Annotated in this window: 28 protein-coding genes and 1 other annotated feature; of the genes, 1 reads left to right on the forward strand and 27 read right to left on the reverse strand. The window is 43.9% G+C overall.

Features of this window, described 5'->3' with window-relative positions; all coding sequences use genetic code 11:
- Nucleotides 1-210 precede the first annotated feature (210 nt).
- From AUO94_RS01640 to ruvA, 6 genes are all read right to left on the reverse strand, one after another.
- Nucleotides 211-519, reverse strand: coding sequence for a post-transcriptional regulator (locus tag AUO94_RS01640; protein WP_058385619.1), 309 nt, complete (start codon nt 517-519; stop codon nt 211-213).
- 121 nt (nt 520-640) lie between these two features.
- A complete protein-coding gene (gene yajC, locus AUO94_RS01645; RefSeq protein WP_058385620.1) occupies nt 641-916 on the reverse strand; it encodes a preprotein translocase subunit YajC in 276 nt (91 codons plus the stop codon).
- Between the two features lie 42 nt (nt 917-958).
- Complete coding sequence (tgt, locus tag AUO94_RS01650; protein WP_058385621.1) at nt 959-2,101, reverse strand: tRNA guanosine(34) transglycosylase Tgt; 1,143 nt, start codon at nt 2,099-2,101, stop codon at nt 959-961.
- The gene (gene queA, locus AUO94_RS01655) at nt 2,098-3,180 is read right to left on the reverse strand and encodes a tRNA preQ1(34) S-adenosylmethionine ribosyltransferase-isomerase QueA (protein ID WP_058385622.1); all 1,083 of its coding nucleotides are present in this window, start codon (nt 3,178-3,180) and stop codon (nt 2,098-2,100) included. Before queA ends, tgt begins: the two co-directional genes overlap by 4 nt.
- Complete coding sequence (gene ruvB, locus AUO94_RS01660) at nt 3,177-4,175, reverse strand: Holliday junction branch migration DNA helicase RuvB (RefSeq protein WP_058385623.1); 999 nt, start codon at nt 4,173-4,175, stop codon at nt 3,177-3,179. Before ruvB ends, queA begins: the two co-directional genes overlap by 4 nt.
- A gap of 18 nt (nt 4,176-4,193) precedes the next feature.
- Nucleotides 4,194-4,790, reverse strand: coding sequence for a Holliday junction branch migration protein RuvA (ruvA, locus tag AUO94_RS01665; RefSeq protein ID WP_058385624.1), 597 nt, complete (start codon nt 4,788-4,790; stop codon nt 4,194-4,196).
- A 124-nt stretch (nt 4,791-4,914) separates the two neighbouring features.
- Here ruvA and AUO94_RS01670 point away from each other — a divergent pair, with 124 nt between their 5' ends.
- Complete coding sequence (locus AUO94_RS01670) at nt 4,915-5,448, forward strand: transcription repressor NadR (RefSeq protein ID WP_058385625.1); 534 nt, start codon at nt 4,915-4,917, stop codon at nt 5,446-5,448.
- A gap of 93 nt (nt 5,449-5,541) precedes the next feature.
- Here AUO94_RS01670 and pheA read toward each other — a convergent pair whose 3' ends face one another.
- The 21 genes from pheA to AUO94_RS01775 form a co-directional block, all read right to left on the reverse strand.
- A complete protein-coding gene (gene pheA, locus AUO94_RS01675) occupies nt 5,542-6,405 on the reverse strand; it encodes a prephenate dehydratase (RefSeq protein WP_058385626.1) in 864 nt (287 codons plus the stop codon).
- A 15-nt stretch (nt 6,406-6,420) separates the two neighbouring features.
- Nucleotides 6,421-6,873 carry an ACT domain-containing protein gene (locus AUO94_RS01680; protein WP_058385627.1) on the reverse strand — a complete coding sequence of 151 codons (453 nt, stop codon included), beginning with the start codon at nt 6,871-6,873 and terminating at the stop codon, nt 6,421-6,423.
- A gap of 16 nt (nt 6,874-6,889) precedes the next feature.
- Nucleotides 6,890-8,179 (reverse strand): GTPase ObgE, encoded by a 1,290-nt coding sequence (gene obgE, locus AUO94_RS01685; protein WP_058385628.1) that lies wholly within the window; start codon nt 8,177-8,179, stop codon nt 6,890-6,892.
- 1 nt (nt 8,180) lies between these two features.
- On the reverse strand, nt 8,181-8,696 hold the full coding sequence (locus tag AUO94_RS01690) for a Spo0B domain-containing protein (protein WP_058385629.1): 516 nt from the start codon (nt 8,694-8,696) through the stop codon (nt 8,181-8,183).
- A 146-nt stretch (nt 8,697-8,842) separates the two neighbouring features.
- On the reverse strand, nt 8,843-9,133 hold the full coding sequence (gene rpmA, locus AUO94_RS01695) for a 50S ribosomal protein L27 (protein ID WP_058385630.1): 291 nt from the start codon (nt 9,131-9,133) through the stop codon (nt 8,843-8,845).
- Nucleotides 9,134-9,146: 13 nt separating this feature from the next.
- Entirely contained in the window at nt 9,147-9,476 is a 330-nt protein-coding gene (locus AUO94_RS01700) for a ribosomal-processing cysteine protease Prp (protein ID WP_058385631.1), read from the reverse strand.
- Between the two features lie 2 nt (nt 9,477-9,478).
- Nucleotides 9,479-9,787: a 50S ribosomal protein L21 gene (rplU, locus tag AUO94_RS01705; RefSeq protein ID WP_058385632.1), complete on the reverse strand. Its 309-nt coding sequence runs from the start codon at nt 9,785-9,787 to the stop codon at nt 9,479-9,481.
- Nucleotides 9,788-9,801: 14 nt separating this feature from the next.
- Nucleotides 9,802-9,883, reverse strand: a sequence feature (ribosomal protein L21 leader region).
- Nucleotides 9,884-10,084: 201 nt separating this feature from the next.
- Nucleotides 10,085-11,020, reverse strand: coding sequence for a nuclease-related domain-containing protein (locus AUO94_RS01710; RefSeq protein WP_058385633.1), 936 nt, complete (start codon nt 11,018-11,020; stop codon nt 10,085-10,087).
- 61 nt (nt 11,021-11,081) lie between these two features.
- On the reverse strand, nt 11,082-11,882 hold the full coding sequence (gene minD / locus AUO94_RS01715) for a septum site-determining protein MinD (protein ID WP_058385634.1): 801 nt from the start codon (nt 11,880-11,882) through the stop codon (nt 11,082-11,084).
- Between the two features lies 1 nt (nt 11,883).
- Nucleotides 11,884-12,549 carry a septum site-determining protein MinC gene (gene minC, locus AUO94_RS01720; RefSeq protein ID WP_082707487.1) on the reverse strand — a complete coding sequence of 222 codons (666 nt, stop codon included), beginning with the start codon at nt 12,547-12,549 and terminating at the stop codon, nt 11,884-11,886.
- A 22-nt stretch (nt 12,550-12,571) separates the two neighbouring features.
- Nucleotides 12,572-13,102 (reverse strand): rod shape-determining protein MreD, encoded by a 531-nt coding sequence (gene mreD / locus AUO94_RS01725; RefSeq protein WP_058385636.1) that lies wholly within the window; start codon nt 13,100-13,102, stop codon nt 12,572-12,574.
- On the reverse strand, nt 13,099-13,983 hold the full coding sequence (mreC, locus tag AUO94_RS01730; protein WP_058385637.1) for a rod shape-determining protein MreC: 885 nt from the start codon (nt 13,981-13,983) through the stop codon (nt 13,099-13,101). Before mreC ends, mreD begins: the two co-directional genes overlap by 4 nt.
- Before the next feature lie 13 nt (nt 13,984-13,996).
- Entirely contained in the window at nt 13,997-15,025 is a 1,029-nt protein-coding gene (locus tag AUO94_RS01735) for a rod shape-determining protein (protein WP_058385638.1), read from the reverse strand.
- A gap of 93 nt (nt 15,026-15,118) precedes the next feature.
- Complete coding sequence (gene radC / locus AUO94_RS01740; RefSeq protein ID WP_058385639.1) at nt 15,119-15,811, reverse strand: RadC family protein; 693 nt, start codon at nt 15,809-15,811, stop codon at nt 15,119-15,121.
- A complete protein-coding gene (locus tag AUO94_RS01745) occupies nt 15,805-16,413 on the reverse strand; it encodes a Maf family protein (RefSeq protein ID WP_058386922.1) in 609 nt (202 codons plus the stop codon). The genes radC and AUO94_RS01745 overlap by 7 nt, the downstream gene beginning before the upstream one ends.
- A 310-nt stretch (nt 16,414-16,723) precedes the next feature.
- Nucleotides 16,724-17,479 (reverse strand): prepilin peptidase, encoded by a 756-nt coding sequence (locus AUO94_RS01750; protein WP_058385640.1) that lies wholly within the window; start codon nt 17,477-17,479, stop codon nt 16,724-16,726.
- Between the two features lie 511 nt (nt 17,480-17,990).
- The gene (locus AUO94_RS01755; RefSeq protein WP_058385641.1) at nt 17,991-18,785 is read right to left on the reverse strand and encodes a hypothetical protein; all 795 of its coding nucleotides are present in this window, start codon (nt 18,783-18,785) and stop codon (nt 17,991-17,993) included.
- Nucleotides 18,782-19,513 carry a PilN domain-containing protein gene (locus AUO94_RS01760; protein WP_058385642.1) on the reverse strand — a complete coding sequence of 244 codons (732 nt, stop codon included), beginning with the start codon at nt 19,511-19,513 and terminating at the stop codon, nt 18,782-18,784. The genes AUO94_RS01755 and AUO94_RS01760 overlap by 4 nt, the downstream gene beginning before the upstream one ends.
- A 2-nt stretch (nt 19,514-19,515) precedes the next feature.
- Entirely contained in the window at nt 19,516-20,442 is a 927-nt protein-coding gene (gene pilM / locus AUO94_RS01765) for a type IV pilus biogenesis protein PilM (protein WP_058385643.1), read from the reverse strand.
- A 39-nt stretch (nt 20,443-20,481) separates the two neighbouring features.
- Nucleotides 20,482-20,937 (reverse strand): prepilin-type N-terminal cleavage/methylation domain-containing protein, encoded by a 456-nt coding sequence (locus tag AUO94_RS01770; protein WP_058385644.1) that lies wholly within the window; start codon nt 20,935-20,937, stop codon nt 20,482-20,484.
- A 133-nt stretch (nt 20,938-21,070) separates the two neighbouring features.
- Nucleotides 21,071-22,282, reverse strand: coding sequence for a type II secretion system F family protein (locus AUO94_RS01775; protein WP_058385645.1), 1,212 nt, complete (start codon nt 22,280-22,282; stop codon nt 21,071-21,073).

The raw sequence follows: 22,282 nt of genomic DNA on the forward strand, positions 1-22,282 counted from the left end.
TGCACTTCATGAATTGAAGTTTGTTTCTCTAGTTAGACTGGGTTGATGAAATCACTCAAGCTAGTACTTTGCGGCTAAGCTTGCGCATCGATGCAGGAGCATCCCTTTGCCATTTGCCGCCTTAGGTTCTTGTAAATGTATTTGTACATTTTCAAGCGTCGGCACTTAAAACGATAGACGCAGCAAGAAAATATACATGCTAAAACTGGTTTATTTTTTCGGAGACGGTCTTAAAAGGTGTTCGATATTTTCAAGTGTGCTGACGTCATTCCAACGCGCTTTTTTTAGCGCTTCTACTTGGTGGTAAGCTAAAAAATCCGAAGCAGTCATATCCATAATGTCATTAATCATTTCGTAAAGGTGCATCGTCTCTATATCTTTTTTTCGCCATTTTTTCTTAACACAAAATTCCCATAAATCGGCTTCTGTAAATGTATCGTATTGAAAGTGGTGGAATTCACTGCATTTGCTTTCGAGTGCCGGCAAAACGAATTCAAATTGATGGGGATAACTCGTCATGCGTATACTCCTTTCCGATGTACTGTACCCATTGTACCTCGTAACTGGAAAATTTAGAATAAGGACAGAATGTTTAATTAAAAAAATCGCCTTCAAAATCGAAGGCGAGCTTTTATTTGGTTTAGATTGTTGCTTTTGCTGAATCCACTACACGTGCGATTGCTTGACGCTCAAACTGCAAGCGCGTGCCATCCGCTACGGTGATGAAGATTGTCGCATCATCAACTGCATCCACAAGGCCGTGTAAGCCGCCGATTGTGACAATGCGGTCGCCACGTCTTAGTTCTGTCTGCATGTTCTTTGTTGCTTTTTGGCGTTTTTGGGCAGGACGGATGATGAAAAACCACATTAGCAAGAACATCAATAGTAAAGGTGATAACGCAATTAACGTTTCCATTATTCAATTTCCCCCTTTCACTTTCTCTATTCTCGTACAAACTCAGAAATTTTTAGCATTGGGTTTGTTGAAACCGTACGCTTCGAAAAATTCTTCGCGGAAATCTCCCAGGCGGTCTTCACGAATTGCTTGACGCACCTGTCCCATTAAGTTTAACAGAAATTGCAGGTTATGATAACTAGTAAGCCTAATTCCGAATGTTTCGTCTGCGCGAATCAAGTGATGAACATAGGCACGCGAATAATTTGTGCATGTGTAACAATCGCATTTGTCATCAATTGGACCAAAATCACGCTTAAACGCCGCGTTTTTAATGTTCAAACGACCGGTGCTCGTCATCAATGTACCGTTTCGAGCAATCCGTGTCGGTAAGACACAATCAAACATATCAATGCCGCGAATGGCACCGTCGATAAGTGAATCGGGTGAACCAACCCCCATTAAATAACGCGGCTTATCAGCTGGCATTAACGGTGTTGTATATTCTAACGCACGGTTCATGACGTCTTTTGGTTCACCAACTGACAATCCGCCAATTGCGTAACCCGGGAAATCCAGTGACACAAGGTCTTGTGCACTTTGCTTACGCAAGTCTTCAAATTCGCCGCCTTGGATAATGCCAAATAACGCTTGGTCTTGTGGACGCTGATGCGCTTCAAGGCAACGTTCTGCCCAGCGCGACGTACGCTCTACACTGGATTTCATGTATTCGTGTGTTGCCGGGAAGGGCGGACATTCGTCAAAGGCCATCATGATGTCAGATCCCAAATCATTTTGAATATGCATAGCCTTTTCAGGACTTAAAAATAATTTATCGCCGTTCATGTGGTTACGGAAATGAACGCCTTCTTCTTTAATGTTGCGGAATTCACTTAGTGAAAATACTTGAAAACCACCAGAATCCGTCAAAATCGGGCGATCCCAGTTCATGAATTTATGCAATCCACCCGCTTCTTTAATGACGTCATTCCCTGGACGCAACCATAAATGATACGTGTTGCTTAAAATAATGCCAGCGTTCATGGCTTTTAATTCTTCTGGTGACATGGTTTTAACGGTCGCTTGCGTTCCGACTGGCATAAATGCCGGTGTTTCGAAAGAACCGTGCGGTGTATGGACGATTCCAAGTCGTGCACCTGTTTGTTTACAGGTTTTGATGTGTTCGTACGTAACTGCTGCTGTCATGGATGAGTCTCCTTTTTCTGTGGTTCAATAAACATCGCATCGCCAAAGCTGAAAAAGCGGTAACGTTCATCTACTGCTTGGTTGTAGGCGTTTAAGATATAATCGCGGCTCGACAATGCGCTAACGAGCATGACCAATGTCGATTTCGGCAAATGGAAATTGGTAATTAAGCCGTCTACCGCTTTGAATTCATAACCCGGAAAAATAAAAATATCCGTCCAGCCACTATCTTCTTGTAGCCTGCCGTCAAATTTTTGAGCGACCGATTCAAGTGTCCGTGTGGACGTGGTGCCAACCGACACAATTCGTCCACCATTCTGTTTGGTTTTATTGATCAAATCGGCTGTTTCTTTTGGTATTCGGTAAAATTCCGAATGCATTTCGTGGTCTTCGATCGAATCGACCGACACCGGACGGAAAGTTCCGAGGCCCACATGAAGTGTGATAAATGCGATGTTCACGCCTTTGTCACGAATTTGTTCCAGCAACTCATCGGTAAAATGAAGTCCAGCAGTTGGAGCTGCAGCACTTCCTCGCTCTTTTGCAAAAACAGTTTGATAACGGTCTTGGTCTTCTAATTTTTCGCGGATATAAGGCGGCAACGGCATTTCGCCGAGCTGATCCAAAATTTCGTAAAAAATTCCGTCGTAAATCATTTTAAAATGACGGCCACCGTGATCTAATATGCCGGTACATTCAGCACGCAACAAGCCATCGCCAAAAGAAACAACCGTTCCGACTTTCACTTTTTTCGCAGGCTTCGTCAGCGTTTCCCACACATCGTCCTCCACTTGCTTTAATAGCAATAATTCGATGTTGGCACCTGTGTCTTCTTTGACGCCCATTAACCGTGCAGGTAACACGCGCGTATCGTTTAATACGAGTGTATCGCCTTTATGCAAATAGTCGATAATGTCACGGAAGTGGCGGTGCGACGTCTGTCCTGTTTCTTTATTCATCACCAATAGACGACTTGACGTCCGGTCAAGTAACGGTGTTTGTGCAATCAATTCTTCAGGCAAGTCAAAATCATAATCTTGTATGTTTAATGTTGTGTTTGGTGTAGTTAGTTTTGTCATTCAGGCATCTCCATTTTAAAGTGTTCATAGGCAAGTTGGGTGACAGTGCGGCCTCTTGGTGTCCGTTGAATAAAACCAATCTGCAGCAAATACGGTTCGTAGACGTCTTCAATGGTCGTCGACTCTTCTCCAATACTTGCAGCGATGGTATCCAGTCCAACCGGACCGCCGCGAAAGCGTTCAATCATGCCTGTTAATAATTTATGATCAATGTGATCGAGTCCGAGTGGGTCAACTTGCAGCATTTCAAGTGCTTGTTCCGCCATGTCCATCGTAATCGAACCCGTTCCACGAACTTGTGCATAATCACGTACGCGCTTAAGTAAGCGGTTGGCAATACGCGGTGTCCCACGAGATCGACGCGCAATCTCAACAGCCGCATTCGGATCGATATCGGCTTCAAACAGTTTCGAACTACGGACAACAATTTCAGTCAATGCTTCTGTGTCGTAATACTCAAGACGAGACAATACTCCGAAACGGTCACGAAGTGGAGCTGATAAAGCACCAGCACGTGTCGTCGCACCGATTAACGTAAAGGGTGGTAAATCTAAACGCACCGATCTCGCAGTAGGTCCTTTACCAACGACAATATCGATACAAAAGTCTTCCATCGCCGGGTACAACACTTCTTCAATTGCTCGGTTTAACCGGTGGATTTCGTCAATAAACAAGACGTCTCCGGGCTCGAGTGACGACACAATCGCTGCTAAATCGCCGGGGCGTTCGATTGCGGGCCCACTCGTCATTTTCACATTTACTTCCATTTCATTGGCGATAACAGCAGCCAATGTCGTTTTGCCAAGTCCAGGAGGCCCGTATAACAAGACATGGTCCAAACTTTCTTGACGCATTTTCGCAGCTTCAATGAAAATCTGCAAATTGTGTTTTACTTTATGCTGCCCAATATACTGAGACAAGTATTGGGGACGCAGCGATTGCTCGAAGCGGTCATCAAACTCTGTTACTTCACTGTCTATAATGCGGTCTTCCATGCCGTCCGCCTCCTTTCATCAGTTTTGTTTAAGCAATAGCTGCAGTGCTTTTTTCATAAAGCCTTCGGTATCTAAATCCAACTCGCGCAATTGTGGTTTCACTTTATTGATTTCACGTTCTGAATACCCGAGAGCTCCAAGTGCTAGCATCGCTTCTTCAAGCTCAACCAGGTCGTTTGATAAGAGCGTGGTAGTTTCTTCTGAATCGAATGGATCACCGAAAAACTCAGTCAACTTGCCTTTCAAATCCAAAATCATTTGACGAGCTGTTTTTTTGCCGACTCCAGGGAATTTTACTAAATACGATTCATCTTCGCGTTCGATCGCTTCGATGACGTGTTGCGGTTGTCCACTGGCCAAAATAGCGAGCGCACCTTTTGGACCAATACCCGATACCGAAATTAGCTTACGAAACAATTCACGTTGCTCAAATGTCGGAAAGCCAAATAACAACTGCGCGTCTTCACGCACGTGGTGATGCAAGAACACTTGCAAATCTTCTGTGCCAAACGAATACGGATTGGGTGCGAAAATCTGCCAGCCGATTCCTTGCTGTTCTATCACTAAATATTCAGGCGTTACGCGTGTAACTTTGCCTTTTATGTAATCGTACATGGACAGTCTCTCCTCCAATTCAACTCACTAATTATAGCATATTCGCACACTTAAACGAAATAAACCCACTGTTGTTCAGCACATGTTAAGATGTTCTTAACAAGTTGATAAGCGAGGGATCTTTATGAAAAAACTATTCGGTGAACAACGGCGCCAGTTTCTGTTGGAAAAAATAAAATCGTCAAACGAACCCATGACGGGCAGTGATTTGGCTGCATTGGCAAACGTGTCACGACAAGTGATCGTTGGTGACATGACCTTGCTCAAAGCAAAAGGCGAGCCAATTATCGCCACTAGCCAAGGCTATTTGTTCCTAGCGGAGCGCGTGACTGAACTAGCTACCCGGCGCATCGCTTGCCGCCACCAAGGTGAAGACACCGAACGCGAGTTAAAACTTTTGGTCCGAGCAGGCGTTACCGTAAAAGATGTGTCGATTGAGCATCCGGTATACGGTGAACTAACCGCTGGTATTCACGTAGCAACAGTCGAACAAGTCGAGGCCTTTATGCAACGCGTCCATGACACCGGTGCTAGTTATTTGCTGGAGCTAACAGACGGCACACATCTTCATACCATTACAGCAGCAAATCACGTGACACTTGAAAAAGCCATCAGTGATATGCGAGACAATGGATTTTTGCTAGAGGAAAGCGAATAAAATTTAGTGACAACCCGTCCACCTGAACATAGGTAGACGGGTTTTGCCATAAAAAAGCCCTGCAGCATTTTCCGCTACAGGGCTTGTCGTTGATCATTTGTACGTGTAGTACGATCCGAGTGTTTTAACGGTGCACCCAAGAGCGGCAAGCTCTTCAAAAGCCCCACGCATCATCGCATCTTTTTCTTCTGCTAAGACGTCCGCAATAAAGAAATAATCACCTAGCCCCGTTTTCAATGGACGTGACTCGATTTTACTCAAGTTTAGGCGGCGCCATGCAAAAACAGACAAAATTTGGTGCAAGACACCCGAACGGTCATCATCTGGTGGCGTAATCATTAACGTTGTTTTGATTTGATCGTCATGCGCCGGGTCTGTCAGTTTGTGATCAGACTTTGACAACACGAAAAAGCGGGTATGGTTAAAATGGAAATCGTGAATATCCCGTTGCAAAATATCCAACCCGTATTTATGCGCAGAGAATTCATTGCCAATCGCTGCGATGTTGCGTTCCGGTAATTCCGAAACCATTTTAGCTGCAGCCGCTGTTGAACTGTATTGTTCTAACGGCGTATTTTTGTATGTATAAAAAAGGTATTTGTGGCATTGCGCCAAAGCGTGTGGATGCGAATAAATCGCTTCAAACGATTCCGCGTTGCGGTTTTCAGGGTGCACCAACAAATGTTGTTCGATTGAAGATAATACTTCAGCCGTCACATACAATTGCGCTTCGTGGAATAAATAATCCACAGTCAGTGGAACCGATCCTTCTAACGCATTTTCCAGCGGCACGACAGCGTAATCTACGCTGCCTTCTGCCACTGCTTCTATGCATTCAGGAATGGTTGTAAAAGGTACCAGTGTCTCTCCGGGGAAAACTTTTGTTGCCGCAAGGTGTGTAAATGACGCTTCCGGCCCTAAATATGAAATTCGTTTACTTACAGCGTGTCCAGTCATTTAAACATTCCTCCATTAAGATGCTCCACTTGATACCACATCAGCCGACTCGACAAAATCGAGTTTTTTTAGCTGGTGCAAAAATACGTCCAAATCCCCATCCATTGCTGTTACGTCCAGAGACAAAGTGACGTTTGCCCGCCCTTGAATTGGAATCGTTTGGTGGATGGTCAAAATATTACAGCCATTTTCAGCAACTGCCTGCAAAAGTGTCGCGAGGGTTCCAGAGCGGTCTTCTAATTGTAAGAAAACCGTCAAGATCCGTTCTTTGACAATCGAATGGAACGGAAAAACAGCGTCCCGATATTTATAAAACGCAGAGCGTGAAAGACCTGTTTTGTTGACTGCGTCCATAATGGAAATGCGATCGTTTTGCAGCATTTTTTTCACTTCGAGTGTTTTTTGCATCGCTTCTGTCAAAACATCTTCACGCACTAAATAATACCGTTGCTCCGAAATATCCTTCATTCAAGCTACCTCCGCATCAATCCATAAATTCAAATTCGAATTCAAGCAAGCGAACCGTGTCGCCATTTTCTGCTCCACGTTCACGAAGAGCGTCATCAATTCCCATACCGCGCATTTGGCGAGAAAAACGGCGAATTGAATCTTCACGAGAAAAGTCCGTCATCTTGAACATCCGTTCAATGGCATAGCCAGTCAAGATGAACGCACCATCAGGACCACGCGTAATGTCAAAGCCATCTGCATCCGTTTCGTGTTTGTAAAGAACAGTGCTTTCTGAATCGGCTTCTTCTTCGTCGATCAATGGGAACTCCGGCGTTACTTCAATAACGTCAGCAATAGCGAACAATAAGTTATTCAACCCTTTGCGTGACAATGCAGAGATTGGGAAAATGCGTGCATCTTCCGGTAATTTCTCACGGAATTTCGCTAAGTTCTCTTCAGAATCGGGCATATCCATTTTGTTGGCAACAATCAATTGCGGACGTTCCGTCAAACGCATGTTGTATTGTTTTAATTCTTCGTTAATCGTTACATAATCGTCGTAAGCGTCGCGACCTTCAAGACCGGACATGTCAATCACGTGAATAATCACACGCGTCCGTTCGATATGACGCAAGAATTGATGACCAAGACCAACTCCTTGGTGAGCGCCTTCGATTAATCCAGGAAGATCGGCCATAACAAAGCTGCGTTGATCTTCTGTTTCAACCATGCCCAAGTTTGGAACAATTGTTGTAAAATGGTATTCAGCAATTTTCGGCTTTGCTGCAGAAACGACGGACAAAAGAGTCGATTTCCCGACACTCGGGAATCCAACTAGTCCAGCATCTGCCAATACTTTCAATTCCAAAATAACGTTACGCTCATAACCCGGTTCGCCTTTTTCAGACAGTTCTGGTGCAGGGTTTGCAGGCGTCGCAAAACGTGAGTTCCCACGTCCGCCGCGTCCGCCTTTAGCGATAACAGCCGTTTGGCCATGTTCGACTAAATCCGCAATGGTTTCGCCCGAATCGACGTCTTTTACTACTGTGCCTGGTGGAACTTTAATAAACGTGTCTTCTGCTTTAGCACCGTGCTGGTTTTTGCTCATGCCGTGTGTTCCACGTTCTGCTTTAAAAATCCGTTTGTAACGGAAATCCATTAGCGTACGAAGTCCCTCTTCAACGATAAAAACGATATTTCCGCCTTTACCACCATCTCCGCCGGCAGGTCCGCCATTTGGTACATATTTTTCGCGACGGAATGCAACCATGCCATCTCCGCCGTCGCCACCTCTAACATAAACTTTTACGTGATCGACAAACATATTATCCCTCCATCTGTGCGCGAACAACAATCATAACGCTGTCTTCGCTGCACTCTTTTGTTACCGTGAATCCAGCTGATTCCACTAGTTCTAAATCTAGCCAACTCCCTGGACCTGTAATGCTTATTTCAAAAAACGAGCTACTGGATGTCAATAAAATTTCGCTACTGTACACCTCATATGGAGTCAGGTGTAGTTTTGCTGATTGAACGAAATCCTCTAGAAAACACCGCAATTCGGCGTCTTTCTGTGCAGGTGCCTGAACCGCTAAACACATTACCTGAAAATCAAATTCCAGAAAGCGCCAATTTGCCGTCAACAGCCATTCTTCTGTCAGCGGCAGACCGATGTCGGCCAGCCGACTGGCATGCATAGACGCTTCGGCATGCGAACGAATTATCGCTTGCGCCTCTTGCAGACGGCCAAGATCCAAATTCATTTTGATTAATTGCAGTTCGTTTAAAAAATCATGGCGCGCATGCCGAAGCGATTGTGCCACTGTCATTGGTTTTTTCATACGTCACGTCCCGATTCAGCTTCTTATTTCAGTATACCAACAATTCGCAGCAAATTCCTAAAATAATGTGTTCTGCTCGTCTCGCAGACGGTGCCTATTATTTTCAAAAGAAAAAGGACTGCGAAAGCAGCCCTTTTCGTTTTGTATTAAGCTTCTTGTGCAACTGGATATACGCTAACTTTTTTCTTATCGCGTCCGTAACGTTCAAAACGTACGATTCCGTCGATTTTAGCAAAAAGTGTATCGTCTCCGCCGCGTCCAACGTTCTCGCCCGGATAAATTTTAGTACCGCGTTGACGGTATAAAATTGAACCACCAGTAACTTCTTGGCCGTCTGCACGTTTTGCGCCAAGGCGTTTAGATTCAGAGTCACGTCCGTTTCTCGTTGAACCTACACCTTTTTTGGATGCAAAAAACTGAAGATTTAATCTTAACATTCTGTCCCACCTCCTAAGCTGTGAAGGTTATTTTAATATATTCTTCATAGTCTTGTTCAATCGTTTTTAACGAAACAATCATTGCGCGTACCAGCAGTTGAACCTGCTCGTCCGTCTTGTCATTCAGGTTGTTCGGAAAACTGACTTTTAAAAAGCCGCTGTTTGCCTGCTGAATTTCTGGTTCGATTCCCGTCAGCTCCATGATGGCGTTCACCGCTCCAAAAGAGACAGCAGACGCTCCAGCACATACGAGGTCTTGCCCATGTTCAGCATAATCCGCATGGCCTGACATTTCAAAAGACGAAATGCGTTTTGACGTTTCCTTTACAGTTACAAGTATCATTCTTACAGGTTAATTGCATCGATAGTCAATTTCGTGTATGGCTGACGATGACCTTTTTTTCTATGGTAGTTCTTTTTCGCTTTATAAGTGAAAACTGTGATCTTTTTAGCGCGGCCGTTTTTAACAACTTTAGCCGTAACAGTAGCTCCTTCAACAAAAGGAACACCCACTTTAGTATCATCTCCACCTACAAATAGAACTTTATCAAAAGTGATCACGTCACCAGCTTCTCCAGTTAATTTCTCAACGTAGATTTCTTGGCCCGCTTCAACTTTGATTTGTTTTCCACCAGTTTCAATAATTGCGTACATATCCTTGCACCTCCTCTAAGATTAAGACTCGCCTATTCAGGTGACTTGCCGAAGCAACTTCTTAATGTAACCTGATTCGAGCGGTTGCAGCACGGTGCGCTACAAACATAACATTAGAATAATACCATGCGGCAACTAGTCGAGTCAATAGACAATGTTAGTTTTCATGAAATTGCTTGTGCGGCTCGGAGTTTTTATTTGTGTGAGGTGCGGTTATCCCGGCGCGAGGTGCGGTCTTTCGCGTTTGAGGTGCGGTTATCCCGGCGCGAGGTGCGGTCTTTCGCGTTTGAGGTGCGGTCACTTATAAACGCGACCAAAATAAGCTCTTAGTAAATCACGATTTTCAATAATCTGTCGCTTGCCTCGTACATTACTCTTGGGTGCTGATTTTTCGAGTAGCCGGTACAACACGTATTTGTCTTTGACACCAAGCAGCTGGTACGCAACCCGCGTGTCGAGTTTATTGCCAAACAGCACTGCGTATTCTTGCAGCGTGACTTCGTGTGCATCGCGCGAAGTAAACTCACATCCGTCGCAATGCCATTTACGTTCTTGCCAGACAAGTGGACAGTTGCGGCATGTTGGACAAGTCACACCAAGACGCAGTGAATCGAGCGTGATTTTCTGGCGCTCGAGCCAGTGGCGATTGGTATTGCGCACGGGCAATCCCTGCAGCTTTGCTGTTATTGTCGCGACATTAAAAAGTTTCGCTCCGTGCGCTAGTTGCTCTAAATGAAACGGCAAATAATCGAGCGATACGACCGGATACTGTTTTGGCGCCTCCACTACTTTTCCTGAGCGACTCGCCAAAACGATGACGCCGTGTACGGGAACGCCGAGAAATCCAGAAGCTGCCTTTACCGCCCGGTGCAATTGTGCTTCTGGATTACGCATTCCTTCTCTGCGTCCATCAATCATTCGGTGAAACTGAAAATTCACTGAGTCAAAATAAAATTCGCCGATCATGTTCTTTACTTCCAGCACACAAATAAAAGCCGCGTGTACGAGCAATAAGTCAATTTGCGCATTTCCTTCTTTATACGGCATATGCACATCACTCAGAAAAATCGCTCCTGGTAAATCCAACTCTCTTTTCAATAAACTTGCAGTACGCTGTTCACCACTTGCACCTGCTAAAGAATTTTTCAGTTCAGACAACACGACTTGCTTTGATTCATGCGCTACACACAAACGTTCCGCCGCGACCATTTGCATCAGTAAAAATTCGTTCATTCGACACCTCCCAAAAGTTTTTAAAAAAGCCTTCGCTCCAATAGCGAAGGCTCAGAATATGTTATTTTGTAAAAACGGCTTTGATTTTTGTAAACAAGCTTGGTGGCGCTTTTTCCATGCTCATTAATGGCACTGATTCTCCGAGTAAGCGGCGCGCAATGTTGCGGTAGCCAAGTGCTGCGGTGTTTGACGGATCCATCACGATCGGTTCGCCTTTGTTTGAGCTCGAAATAACGCGCTCGTCATCTGCGATAATCCCCAAAAGGTCAATCGATAAATGCGTTGTAATTTCATTGACATCTAACGCTTCTCCCGCTTTCATCAAATGTGGACGAATGCGGTTGATGATCAAACGCGGTGCGTCGATGTTTTCTTCAAGTTCCAGTAACCCAATGATGCGATCAGCATCACGAACAGCTGAAATTTCAGGAGTTGTCACGACAATTGCGTGGTCTGCTCCAGCTACGGCATTTTTATAGCCTTGCTCAATACCAGCCGGGCAATCGATAATAACAAAATCGTAATCTTTCTTCAGTTCCGTTACCAATTCTTTCATTTGTTCAGGGTTGACGTCATTTTTATCAGCCGTTTGTGCAGCTGGCAATAAATACAACATATCTTCAAACCGTTTGTCTTTAACAAGGGCTTGATGCACTTTGCAACGGCCTTCTAAGACATCGATCAAATCGTAGATAATGCGATTTTCTAAACCGAGAATAACGTCTAGATTACGTAATCCAATATCGGTGTCGATTAGGCATACCCTTTTTCCTTGAAGAGCCAATGCAGTGCCGAGGTTGGCGGTTGTCGTCGTTTTACCGACGCCTCCCTTGCCTGATGTTATTACGATAGCTTCTCCCACACTAGCTTCCTCCTTTAAACGTTGAAATTTGCGGACGAATAAACCGCAATTCCTGCAAACGGTCAATGATGATTGTGCCATTTGTATGTAAATAAGCGCATTCCATTTCCGGTTGTTCCGAAAGACTAGACAATTCGTCTGTCATCGTTTCCAATTCGTCGTGAATTTTCAATTGCGTTGCTTCTAACCACGATGCCGCAATAACTGCGTCACGATTGCCCTTTGTCCCTGCATGCGCCGCGCCTTTTAGTCGGCCCAGTACATAGACACTGCCGCCTGCTTCTACCCGACCATTGGGGTTAACATCTCCAATAACGACCAAATCGCCTTCAGCTTTAATCACTTGACCCGACCGAACAATGCCGACATAGGTTTCCGACTGACTTTCAAGAATTTTTTGTTCACTTTCTTGAACTGTCAATATATCACTTGTCGTTGCGATTACCTTTAAATGAGGATTCGTTGACACCACTTTGCTTAGTTCTTGAATCTGGCTGTCTGTGCAATAGCGTTTGTTCAAATGAACCGTGACTTCGGTATCGCTGTCAAGCGCAGGATCCGATACTTTCGCTGCTACTTCAGCCAATAAATCCGCATACGCACATTGATCGTCAAGATACAGCACAAGTCCTTTATTTTTCCCTTTAATCGTAACGAGATTTTTCAAAAAAATGTCACCTGCGCTTTCATTAATATAACCCTATCTTATTGTCACGCTCAGATAATTGCGTGACCATTACCGACTTGAAAACCCAGCCGAGCATCACCAAGAAAATGGAGTTGGCGATCATCGTTGGCCATAACCGCGTCGTGATAAATGTACCAAGCGGCATTCCTGTTAATGAAATAAGCAGGAAGAATTGGTAAAGCAAAAATTCGAACAATGCCAATAAAACAAGTGTCAGCAAGGTTGCCGTCAATAAATTCCGGGGGATTCTTTTGAATGCGAACGCCGCTACCAGACAAATAGCTGGATACAAAAAAGAATATAACCCAATAATATCAATGTAAAAGACATCATACAAGAGCCCGAAAAATAATCCGTAAAACATCGCATGCTTTAAATCATAATAAAGCGTCAAGAAAATCAAGAACATAATTAAAAAACGCGGCACGATGTAATTCAATTCACCGTCAATTTTGAGCGGCGAAAAAAGACCGAAAACCGGTTCCATGAAAAACAGGACGAGGCAGATCAACGGGATAAGAAAACGGATCATGATTCATCGTCTCCTGTCACGCCATTGTCTTCACCGTCCACTTCCGGCATCAATCGGTCTGCGATAATTACATGGTTTAAAAGAGAAAAATCCGCAGCGGGCTTAACATAAGCAAGCTTTGTCAACCCAAACTCATCAATCGTCACTTCTGTGATGGTGCCGATTAAAATACCTTTTGGAAAAATACCACCAAGTCCACTCGATATCACTTGATCGCCTTTTTTCAATTCAATATTGGCGTCAATCCGCTTTAACAGAAGTTCGCGACGTTCTGCGTCGTACCCTTCGATTAAGCCGAAAACGTCTTTCGCACCACCAACGACCATTGCAGAAACACGGTAATTCGGATTGATCGTAGAAATTAACTCGACAGTTGACGTCGTCGGTGTGGTCAATGTGACTTTCCCAATCAAACCGCTCGCCGTCATAACGGCCATATTTACTCCGACGCCTTGATTTGAACCTTGGTTAAGAATAATTTTTTCTTCCCATTGATCGGGATTTCGCGCGATGACCGTAGCCTGAATTGGATTGTAATCACGCAGCGATTGTTCTTTGCCGGTAATTTTTTTCAATTCTTCGTTTTCAGAACGCAAGTCCTTAACTTCAGCCTGCACTCCTGCAAATTCTTCTAAACGCGTTTTTAGATGCTGGTTTTCTTCAAATGTATTTAATAAAGAATCCACATTTTCAAAAATTCCAGTGACAAAATGAGCAGGGCGTGAAAACACCGACTGCCCCGCTCCAACAGCATCTTTTATAAGTTGTTCCGGAAGCGACACATTGTCACGATCACGGAGCGAAAAAGAAATCAGGGCAACGAGCAGGATGACACCCAACAGCAGCAATATGAGCCGCTTGTTCGTAAAAAGCTGTGGCATATTGCCATCCTCCTTATTTAATTGATAACTGACGTCGGAATTTCTCGATATTTTCCAACGCCTTGCCTGTGCCGAGCGCGACACAATCCAGTGGATATTCGGCAATCGATACGGGCATCAGCGTCTCAGCCGAAATAACACGGTCGAGATTTTTCAAAAGTGCGCCTCCGCCTGTTAACACAATACCATTTTCTAACACATCTGCGCTCAACTCAGGCGGTGTTTTTTCTAAAGTCGCTTTAATACCTGCGACAATAGCGGCTACTGGTTCACTCAAGGCTCCGGCAATTTCTTCGGAAGTTACTTGCAAAGTTTTTGGAAAACCGGTCAACAAGTCACGTCCACGAATTTCCATCGAAGCATCCTTGTCATCGTTTTCCATGATGCGTGCAGAACCGATACCAACTTTAAGTGCTTCCGCTGTTCTTTCACCTATCAACACATTATAGGTTTTTCGGATATACTGCGTGATTTCCATATCTAAGGCATCTCCTGCTACACGAATCGATTCGCTCGAAACAATGCCGCCTAAAGAAATAACCGCCACTTCAGTCGTTCCGCCTCCAATATCGACGACCATACTGCCAACAGGTTCCCAAACTGGCAAATCTGCGCCAATCGCTGCTGCAAAAGGTTCTTCAATCGTGAACGCTTCACGCGCTCCCGCTCCGTGAGCAGCATTTAACACAGCGCGCTGTTCCACTGACGTAATGCCGTAGGGCACACAAATCAGTACCACACCGCTTTTCCATTTACCGCCTGCTGCTTTAAACGCTTCAGCTAAACAATGCTTGATCATCGTCAACGTGGTATCGTAATCAGCGATCACTCCGTCACGCATTGGACGAATCGCGACAATTGAGTTTGCGGTACGGCCCATCATGTTTTTAGCTTGGTTGCCGACTGCAACGATTTCGCCGTTTTTTTTATTTTTAATGACTACAGAAGGCTCGCGAAGAACGATTCCTTTGCCTTTAATATAGACCAATGTATTTGCAGTACCTAAATCAATTCCAACATCTTTTAGACCAAATCCAAACACGTTTTTTCTTCCCTTCCATTACAAGCCGTATTTCGGCAATTGTGTTGACACAATACCACTCATTATAGACGAAAAGAAAAAAAATAAACAGTGCTACATGAACCCCTTTTCTTTCAACGAAATGAATTGGTGGTCACCGATAATGACGTGATCAAGAAGTTCAATGCCGATGATGCTACCGGCTTCGACGAGTCGTTTTGTCACATTGATATCTTCTGGAGAAGGCGCTGGATTTCCTGAAGGATGGTTGTGCGCACAGACAATAGAAGCTGAAGAACGGCGCACCGCTTCACGAAAAATTTCACGAGGATGAACAATAGAGGCGTTTAGGCTCCCAACAAATATAGTTTGGCGATGCATCACTTGGTTTTTTATATTGAGGAATAAGACGACAAAATGTTCTTGCTTGAGGGAAGTCATATCGGCCATTAAATAAGAAGCCGCATCTTTTGGAGAACGAATGGTGAATTTTGTATCCGTTTGTTTCGAAGACAAACGGCGGCCCAGTTCTACCGCGGCAAGCAGTTGAACGGCTTTTGCTTGACCGATGCCATTAATCGCCACCATCTCTTCGATGGTGGCATTTTTCAATTCTTGAATTTGTTCAAAATGAGTGAGAATCCGATTAGCCAAATGCAATACAGATTCTTGTTTGCTGCCTGTGCGCAGCAAAATCGCAATCAGTTCTTGATTCGACAAAGCCGCTGCACCTTGATTGATGAGTCGTTCACGCGGACGGTCAGAAACATGGACGTCGCGGATCATTAACGATGTTTCGTTTAGCATCTGACACTGCTCCCTTCTAAGTAGATAAATCCGGCACTGACAAGTTTCTGTGTTAATGCAGCAATGGGCAAACCGACGACTGCGTTGTAATCCCCTTGAATTTCTTTAACGAACAAGCCAGAAAGCGTTTGTATGCCATATGCACCTGCTTTGTCATACGGATCTTCCGTATCGGTATAGGCGTCAATCCATGCCTCTGGCAAATCAAAAAACGTCACTTTAACTGTTTCGTGAAATGTGTGCTCACTGGTACCTTGCACGACCGTAACGGCCGTAATCACTTGATGTATGCGACCCGATAATTTCTGCAAGTAGCCTGTAGCTTGTTCTTTATTTTTGGGTTTCAATAAAACCTCATCACCTAAAACGACAATGGTATCCGACCCGATCACGATGGCGTCCGTGCGTCTGGCCGCAACTTCCTGTGCTTTTTGCGCAGCGCATGCTAAAACATAACCAAGTGCCGTTTGAAACTGCTGCGGATCCGGTTCATCTTTGGTGCTTGGGATAACCTCAAAATCAACACCAAGCATCCTTAAAAGCTCCTGACGACGCGGTGATTGTGATGCAAGAACAACTGGGAAATCAGTTTTAAACTTCATGATGAGAATCGCTCCTTTTTCAAGAATCATACCACCTAACGAATCTCCAAAACAAATTAAGAAAAATGAATTTTGGCCGTGTTAAGCGGTTGAAAAATGAGATTTGACCGATAGGATTTGCAAAAAGCGCTGTCTGTAGCTGTTTATAATTGAGATTTACGAGAAACAGAAATTCCCAAGCGCCGGTGTGTCCAGTCGTTAAGCAAAACCGGACGTTCGTTCGCTTACCTCGCTTGTTGCAGGAGCCAAGCGGTCGGTAAAGGAGAACTGCCTATTACGTTTCAAAATAAAAAAGGATGAAGCCTCAGCTTCACCCTAGAAAATTCATATACCACGCAAGCAACCCGTCTCCCCAAAAACAAACGATGACAGCCGCCAACGCGATCGACGGCCCAAACGGAATCGGTGTCTTGCGTCCTTTTTTCGTGACGCGCAATTGAATAATGCCGACAATGGCGCCGATGAACGACGCAAAGAACAGGGTCATCAAGGTGCCGGCCGTACCGAGCACCAGTCCTATGACGAAAAACAACTTGATGTCTCCTCCACCCATGCCGCCTTTGGACACGACGGCGATCAGGAACAACAGTAAAAATCCGACTGCCGCGCCGAGCAAACTGTCCCACCACGGGTCAAGCGGAATCGCGATGCGAAGCCCGAGCAGCACCACCGCGAACGGCAGTAGCACTTTATCCGGAATGAGCATATACGCGATGTCTGACACGGTGATGATGACCAGTAGCGACACAAACAGGATCGCAACGACAAATTCTGGCGTAAAGCCAAATACCAAAAATGATGCGACGAATAAAACCGCAGTCACTGCTTCCATTAACGGATAAACCCAGTGAATCTTAGCACCACACGTTCGGCATTGACCTCTTAAAAACAGATAAGAAAACACCGGTACCAAATCAATTGCCGTTAAGCGCCGGTCGCAATTGGTGCAATGCGAAGGCGGGTAAGCAATCGATTGTTTTTTCGGCACACGTAAGCCGACAACATTAAAAAAGGAACCAAAAACAAGACCAAACAAGCCAATAAAAACAGAATAAGTCAGTACCATAGAAACCCTCTTTGCTTTAGTTTTTTGGGGGATAGTTAGTGATAGAGTTGAAGAAATCACTGCAGGCGGACGCTTTCCGCGGACGAAGCGCTGAGCCTCCTCGTCGCAGGCCCTGCGGGGTCTCACCACTCCGTTTTTCCGCAGGAGTCGCCGCCTTACGTTCTTTCTTCTAAAGTTTTCATTCAAAAGTTTGTATTCCACGCTACAAAAAAGACAGCTTGAATTTGGCTGATCATAAATTTTTCTTAGAGTAGATACAAACTTATATTTAAGAGTCCACATTGGAGATATGGAGCAAAACAGCGTAGACTCCCGCGGGATAGCGAAGTGCCGAAATCCACTCGGGCGATAGCCCGAGTTAGTTCGGCGCAAGCCCGCAGGAAAGCGAAGTTGCTTTGCGGAATATCTAGAAGTGAAACTTCATAACTCGACTTATACACAAATCTTCAAACCACCTCTACCAAAAAAAAAGAGAAATCGCAATGATTTCTCTGATTTTTCTTTTTCTTTATTACCGATTTACAGCTTCTGCATTTTCTTGCACTTCTACTTCTACCTTTACTTCGGTTTCAGAATCGTCGGTTGAAACTCCGGTTTCTTCTTGCATTATTTCCAGCGCTTCTTCTTCAGGTGCTACTAAGCTAGTGCCGTCATTCTGAGGCAAGGGGTTTACTTTTTTTGCTGGTGCTGGAGAATCAACTTTCAACGATCCATCTGCAAGTTCTACCAAATCCGGTCGGTAAAATGCTGAAAAGGATACGGAAACTGTTAGTGGTTCGCTTATTTGATCGGCTTTTGTCAATTCTGGATTTGCAGTGAAATCAATAGCTCCTACAACCATAATTCGTTCCATCTGCTCGATTTCTTTGATGAAAGTTGCAATACTTTTATAATCTCTGGCATTAAATTCAACAGCCGTAACAATTTCTTGCACGTTCTCTAATCCTTCTACCGGCTGAAGTAATGTCAAAGGTGCCTCCACAAAGTTTACAGACGTCACAAAAGTCTGCGAGATCAATTCAGCTTGCTCAATTTGCAAAAGGATTAAGTCTGTTAATGGCTCAACAGAAACTTTTTGTTGCAAATCCCTTACACTAATTTTCTCAGTTGGAGGTGTTGCTTTTTGCTGCACTTCTAAAGCCATCAACACTTCTTTTTCCGTAGTTAATAATTGCTCGGACTGAAGACGTGCATCTTTCGCTGGTATATACAAAGAAAAATAAGAATACGCTGCACTTCCTGCTAAAAAAATTGCCGCTAACACGATCAAGGCTAGTTCTTTTTGTCGTTTAGTCCAGTTGCTCATTGAACATCCCCCTCAGATTCTTCAGGAACCGTTTCTTCTACCGGGGTCTCTGTAACAGGCGGTTCTTCTACAACAGGAACCTCTTCTGTTGTTGGGGCTTCCGTTATCGTTCCATCAGCATTGACCGTGCCTTCGGCGGCTGGCAAACGTTCATCTATGTAAACCAAACTATACGTAGCTAAATAACGTGGATTTTCTATTAACGCTTCTGGATCCTCAATAGACCCTTCTTCTTCCTCGATCAAATCCAATTCTTCGTTCGTTACAGCATCCAGTGTAGCTGACTCTAAAAATTCAGAAGCCTTTAACTGAGTCAAGTAATAAGCGGCTTCACGAGACGTATCGAATTGAATGGTTAACGTACCTAAGTTCGGTTTAACAAATGAAAACGAATCAAAAAATCCACGTTTGGGTAAACGGGAAACAAGGTCACCAAGCAGTGGCACAGTATCAAATTGATAGCCTTCTGCCCACACAACCGTTGCTTGCAATTGCTGCTCATCATTTAACCCAATAGACGCTTCTAATTGTGCACGAATTGCTTCACTTTGACCCGTGACCAATGTGTATTCTGCATCTGTTGCGACTTGCTGCTTGCTCTGTGACTGTGCCATAAAGAAAAAAGTCGCCCATATTAAAACAGCCGCCAATATAATGCCAAGCACCGCAAAAAGGGCGACGGGACGTTCCCGTTCTTTTTGCGGCAATAAATTAATATCTACTAACATGTTTACACCTCTTTCAGGGCTAAACCGATGGCACGGTTAAACCGTTCGGGAACGCTATCATTTAATTCGGACGGAATGGGTTTCATGACGATCGGATAAACAGGCACGGATAGCCGGTTTTCAAGTCTAGCTTGAAGTTCTGGCCAATTGTCCAATCCATTAAAAATGACTTTCGTAATCCCCGCTTCGCCAGCATTCATACTATAACGATAAAAATTACCCAATTTTTCAGCTTCTGTTTCTATCTCTTCTATCAATATAGCGGAGTCCAAGAAATCTTCTTCAGCCATCTGGAATTCAACGGGACGCATGAACAGCGGATAATGTTCATGAAAAATTGACACCGTCATTTTTTTCGATTGGAGATCAATCATCATAATATGTTCTTCTTCGGCGAAATCGTGTTGCACGTACGCCAAGCGATATAAAGCGAGCGGCGTAATGTCCGCCACTGCCGCTTTCATCTTCGCTCCGTCAAACAGCTGTTCATAGGAACGGATTACGGATTCTTTTGAAGCGATGATCAACACTTCAGCATTGTCGTTGTAAGGCACAACATCGAACACCGGGTCTTCAAAAGGCAGATACAGCGTCGAACCGATTTCAATAAAGAAATGGCCTTTTAGCTCATCTACTTTAACACCTTGAGGAAACGTAACTTTGCGGATAATAACGAATTCGTCAGGGGCGAGGAATCGGACTGACTTCTTAGAGAGACCCCACTGATGGACAGCCTCATCGAGTAACGAACCAAGCGCTTTCACGTCGACAATTTCACCATCTTTTATAATCTCAGGCGGAAGAGCCATCTCTTCCGCTTTACTTATATGAAGCGGTTCTGTGGTTTTGAACTCCACATAGCGGATGGCATCTTCTTCTATAGTCATTGTCACAACACGCGCTTTTTTCGTTAAAAACGATAAGGCCATTTTTTCAGCTCCTAAAATTGATATAAATATGTTAGTATCTTAACTTTTTGGTGCAATTGCAGCTCCAGTAAAGTCTGCATTTTTAATTGAGCTCAATTGAGAATTAGTTAAAGCACTTTTCAAGGTATACGTTTTACCGTTTGCAATTGCGGACCCTGATATTGTGTTACCTGTCTTTGTTTTAGTTATTAATACAGCATCTTGTAGCGAACCTTGATCATCTAAATATGAAGTTGTAACTCCAGTACCTTTTCCTGCTAAGACACTTACTGAAACGGTAGGTTCACTTGGATTTTCAGTAAAATAAATATTAGCCGATGATAATGCATTTTGATAATCCGATTTCACAGCACCATTACGACTATTTTCAATAATGGACCCAATCGAAGGAATAGCAATCGCGGCAATAATTGCGATAATAACAATAACAGCTAATAGCTCGATTAAAGTCATCCCTTTTTCGTTATTCAATTTGTTTTGAAGATATTTCTTCATTTTCTTTTCCCCCTATTTTTTTACTTTTATATACTACTTTGAGTACGTCTCAATTATAACAATAGAACCAATTATAGCAATAGCTTTTTCTTGCTATTTTACAATTATTTTAAAAATAATTGTAAATATTACACTACATACTGTCTACATTATTAAACATTTCAAACATCGGTAGCATAATAGATAGCACTATAGTACCAACTAATGCGGCAAGTAATACAATCATTAAAGGCTCAATTAGCGCTTTCAGTCGATCTGTTTCTGCATCTACTTCACTTTCATAGAACTCGGCCACTTTTAATAACATGTGATCCAGCGAACCCGTTTGTTCTCCGATTGAAATCATATGTGGAATCAGTGGTGGAAATGCCCAGTGATTGCGCATCGGTTCTGTTAAAGAACCACCACGTTCGAGCGAATCACGTGAAGCGATCAACACTTTAGACATCACCGCATTGCCGACTACTTTTTCAACCATTGTCATCGCCTGCAAGATTGGAACCGAACTTGAAAACATTGAACTCAGCGTTCGAGTCAAACGTGCCAACGCCGATTTTTTGAAGATTTTACCGAATATCGGCATTCGAAGCAACATCGTATCAAGCAGCATTCTGCCTTTTGTGCTTCGTTTCATCGCCCAAAACAAAACACCGATCAATAGCGCGACGATAATGATTACATACCAATATTGAATAACCAGGTTACTTGCTTGCATCACCACTTGCGTTAATAACGGAAGTTCACCACCAAACCCTTCAAACATTTCAACAAACATCGGAACTATTGTTGCTAACAAAAAGATCACAACACCGATAGCGATAACACCAACAACCGCTGGATAAGACATAGCGGAAACCACCTTTTGTCTCGTCTGGTACGCTTTGTCGTAATGAGTCGCCAAACGGTCTAACGATTCGTCGATATTTCCGGACATTTCACCTGCTTTGATCAAATTAATCGTTAGAGGCTCAAAAATTTTGGGGTGTTTTGCTAAACTATCCGATAAGCTATTCCCTTTTCGCAACTCATCTTCTATCATTGCGAGCGTCTTTGCTAATGCTTTTGATTCGACTTGTTGAGACAGAATACGAATGGTATCCACAATCGTCACTCCAGCACGCATCAATGTAGAAAACTGACGCAAGAACATAATAAATTGATCGCGTTTCACCGGATTTCCAATACTAATATCCTTTTGGAGAGTCGTGGTTTCAATTTCTTTAATATCAATTACTTTGATGCCGTCATCACGTAATTTAATAATCGCTTCTCTGCGGTTTCCGGCAGTAATCATTCCAGTTCTTACTTTCTTGGTATCGCGTCCTTCGTATTTGAAGCGTGCCAT

It is taken from the genome of Planococcus kocurii, from assembly GCF_001465835.2.
Classification (GTDB): Bacteria; Bacillota; Bacilli; order Bacillales_A; family Planococcaceae; genus Planococcus; species Planococcus kocurii.

What these genes read in the sequence shown, in the direction of transcription:
- AUO94_RS01640 (WP_058385619.1), bottom strand. Translation starts at nt 519, where the DNA reads ATGACGAGTTATCCCCATCAATTTGAATTCGTTTTGCCGGCACTCGAA.
- yajC (WP_058385620.1), bottom strand. Translation starts at nt 916, where the DNA reads ATGGAAACGTTAATTGCGTTATCACCTTTACTATTGATGTTCTTGCTA.
- tgt (WP_058385621.1), bottom strand. Translation starts at nt 2,101, where the DNA reads ATGACAGCAGCAGTTACGTACGAACACATCAAAACCTGTAAACAAACA.
- queA (WP_058385622.1), bottom strand. Translation starts at nt 3,180, where the DNA reads ATGACAAAACTAACTACACCAAACACAACATTAAACATACAAGATTAT.
- ruvB (WP_058385623.1), bottom strand. Translation starts at nt 4,175, where the DNA reads ATGGAAGACCGCATTATAGACAGTGAAGTAACAGAGTTTGATGACCGC.
- ruvA (WP_058385624.1), bottom strand. Translation starts at nt 4,790, where the DNA reads ATGTACGATTACATAAAAGGCAAAGTTACACGCGTAACGCCTGAATAT.
- AUO94_RS01670 (WP_058385625.1), top strand. Translation starts at nt 4,915, where the DNA reads ATGAAAAAACTATTCGGTGAACAACGGCGCCAGTTTCTGTTGGAAAAA.
- pheA (WP_058385626.1), bottom strand. Translation starts at nt 6,405, where the DNA reads ATGACTGGACACGCTGTAAGTAAACGAATTTCATATTTAGGGCCGGAA.
- AUO94_RS01680 (WP_058385627.1), bottom strand. Translation starts at nt 6,873, where the DNA reads ATGAAGGATATTTCGGAGCAACGGTATTATTTAGTGCGTGAAGATGTT.
- obgE (WP_058385628.1), bottom strand. Translation starts at nt 8,179, where the DNA reads ATGTTTGTCGATCACGTAAAAGTTTATGTTAGAGGTGGCGACGGCGGA.
- AUO94_RS01690 (WP_058385629.1), bottom strand. Translation starts at nt 8,696, where the DNA reads ATGAAAAAACCAATGACAGTGGCACAATCGCTTCGGCATGCGCGCCAT.
- rpmA (WP_058385630.1), bottom strand. Translation starts at nt 9,133, where the DNA reads ATGTTAAGATTAAATCTTCAGTTTTTTGCATCCAAAAAAGGTGTAGGT.
- AUO94_RS01700 (WP_058385631.1), bottom strand. Translation starts at nt 9,476, where the DNA reads ATGATACTTGTAACTGTAAAGGAAACGTCAAAACGCATTTCGTCTTTT.
- rplU (WP_058385632.1), bottom strand. Translation starts at nt 9,787, where the DNA reads ATGTACGCAATTATTGAAACTGGTGGAAAACAAATCAAAGTTGAAGCG.
- AUO94_RS01710 (WP_058385633.1), bottom strand. Translation starts at nt 11,020, where the DNA reads ATGAACGAATTTTTACTGATGCAAATGGTCGCGGCGGAACGTTTGTGT.
- mreD (WP_058385636.1), bottom strand. Translation starts at nt 13,102, where the DNA reads ATGATCCGTTTTCTTATCCCGTTGATCTGCCTCGTCCTGTTTTTCATG.
- mreC (WP_058385637.1), bottom strand. Translation starts at nt 13,983, where the DNA reads ATGCCACAGCTTTTTACGAACAAGCGGCTCATATTGCTGCTGTTGGGT.
- radC (WP_058385639.1), bottom strand. Translation starts at nt 15,811, where the DNA reads ATGCTAAACGAAACATCGTTAATGATCCGCGACGTCCATGTTTCTGAC.
- AUO94_RS01745 (WP_058386922.1), bottom strand. Translation starts at nt 16,413, where the DNA reads ATGAAGTTTAAAACTGATTTCCCAGTTGTTCTTGCATCACAATCACCG.
- AUO94_RS01750 (WP_058385640.1), bottom strand. Translation starts at nt 17,479, where the DNA reads ATGGTACTGACTTATTCTGTTTTTATTGGCTTGTTTGGTCTTGTTTTT.
- AUO94_RS01755 (WP_058385641.1), bottom strand. Translation starts at nt 18,785, where the DNA reads ATGAGCAACTGGACTAAACGACAAAAAGAACTAGCCTTGATCGTGTTA.
- AUO94_RS01760 (WP_058385642.1), bottom strand. Translation starts at nt 19,513, where the DNA reads ATGTTAGTAGATATTAATTTATTGCCGCAAAAAGAACGGGAACGTCCC.
- pilM (WP_058385643.1), bottom strand. Translation starts at nt 20,442, where the DNA reads ATGGCCTTATCGTTTTTAACGAAAAAAGCGCGTGTTGTGACAATGACT.
- AUO94_RS01770 (WP_058385644.1), bottom strand. Translation starts at nt 20,937, where the DNA reads ATGAAGAAATATCTTCAAAACAAATTGAATAACGAAAAAGGGATGACT.
- AUO94_RS01775 (WP_058385645.1), bottom strand. Translation starts at nt 22,282, where the DNA reads ATGGCACGCTTCAAATACGAAGGACGCGATACCAAGAAAGTAAGAACT.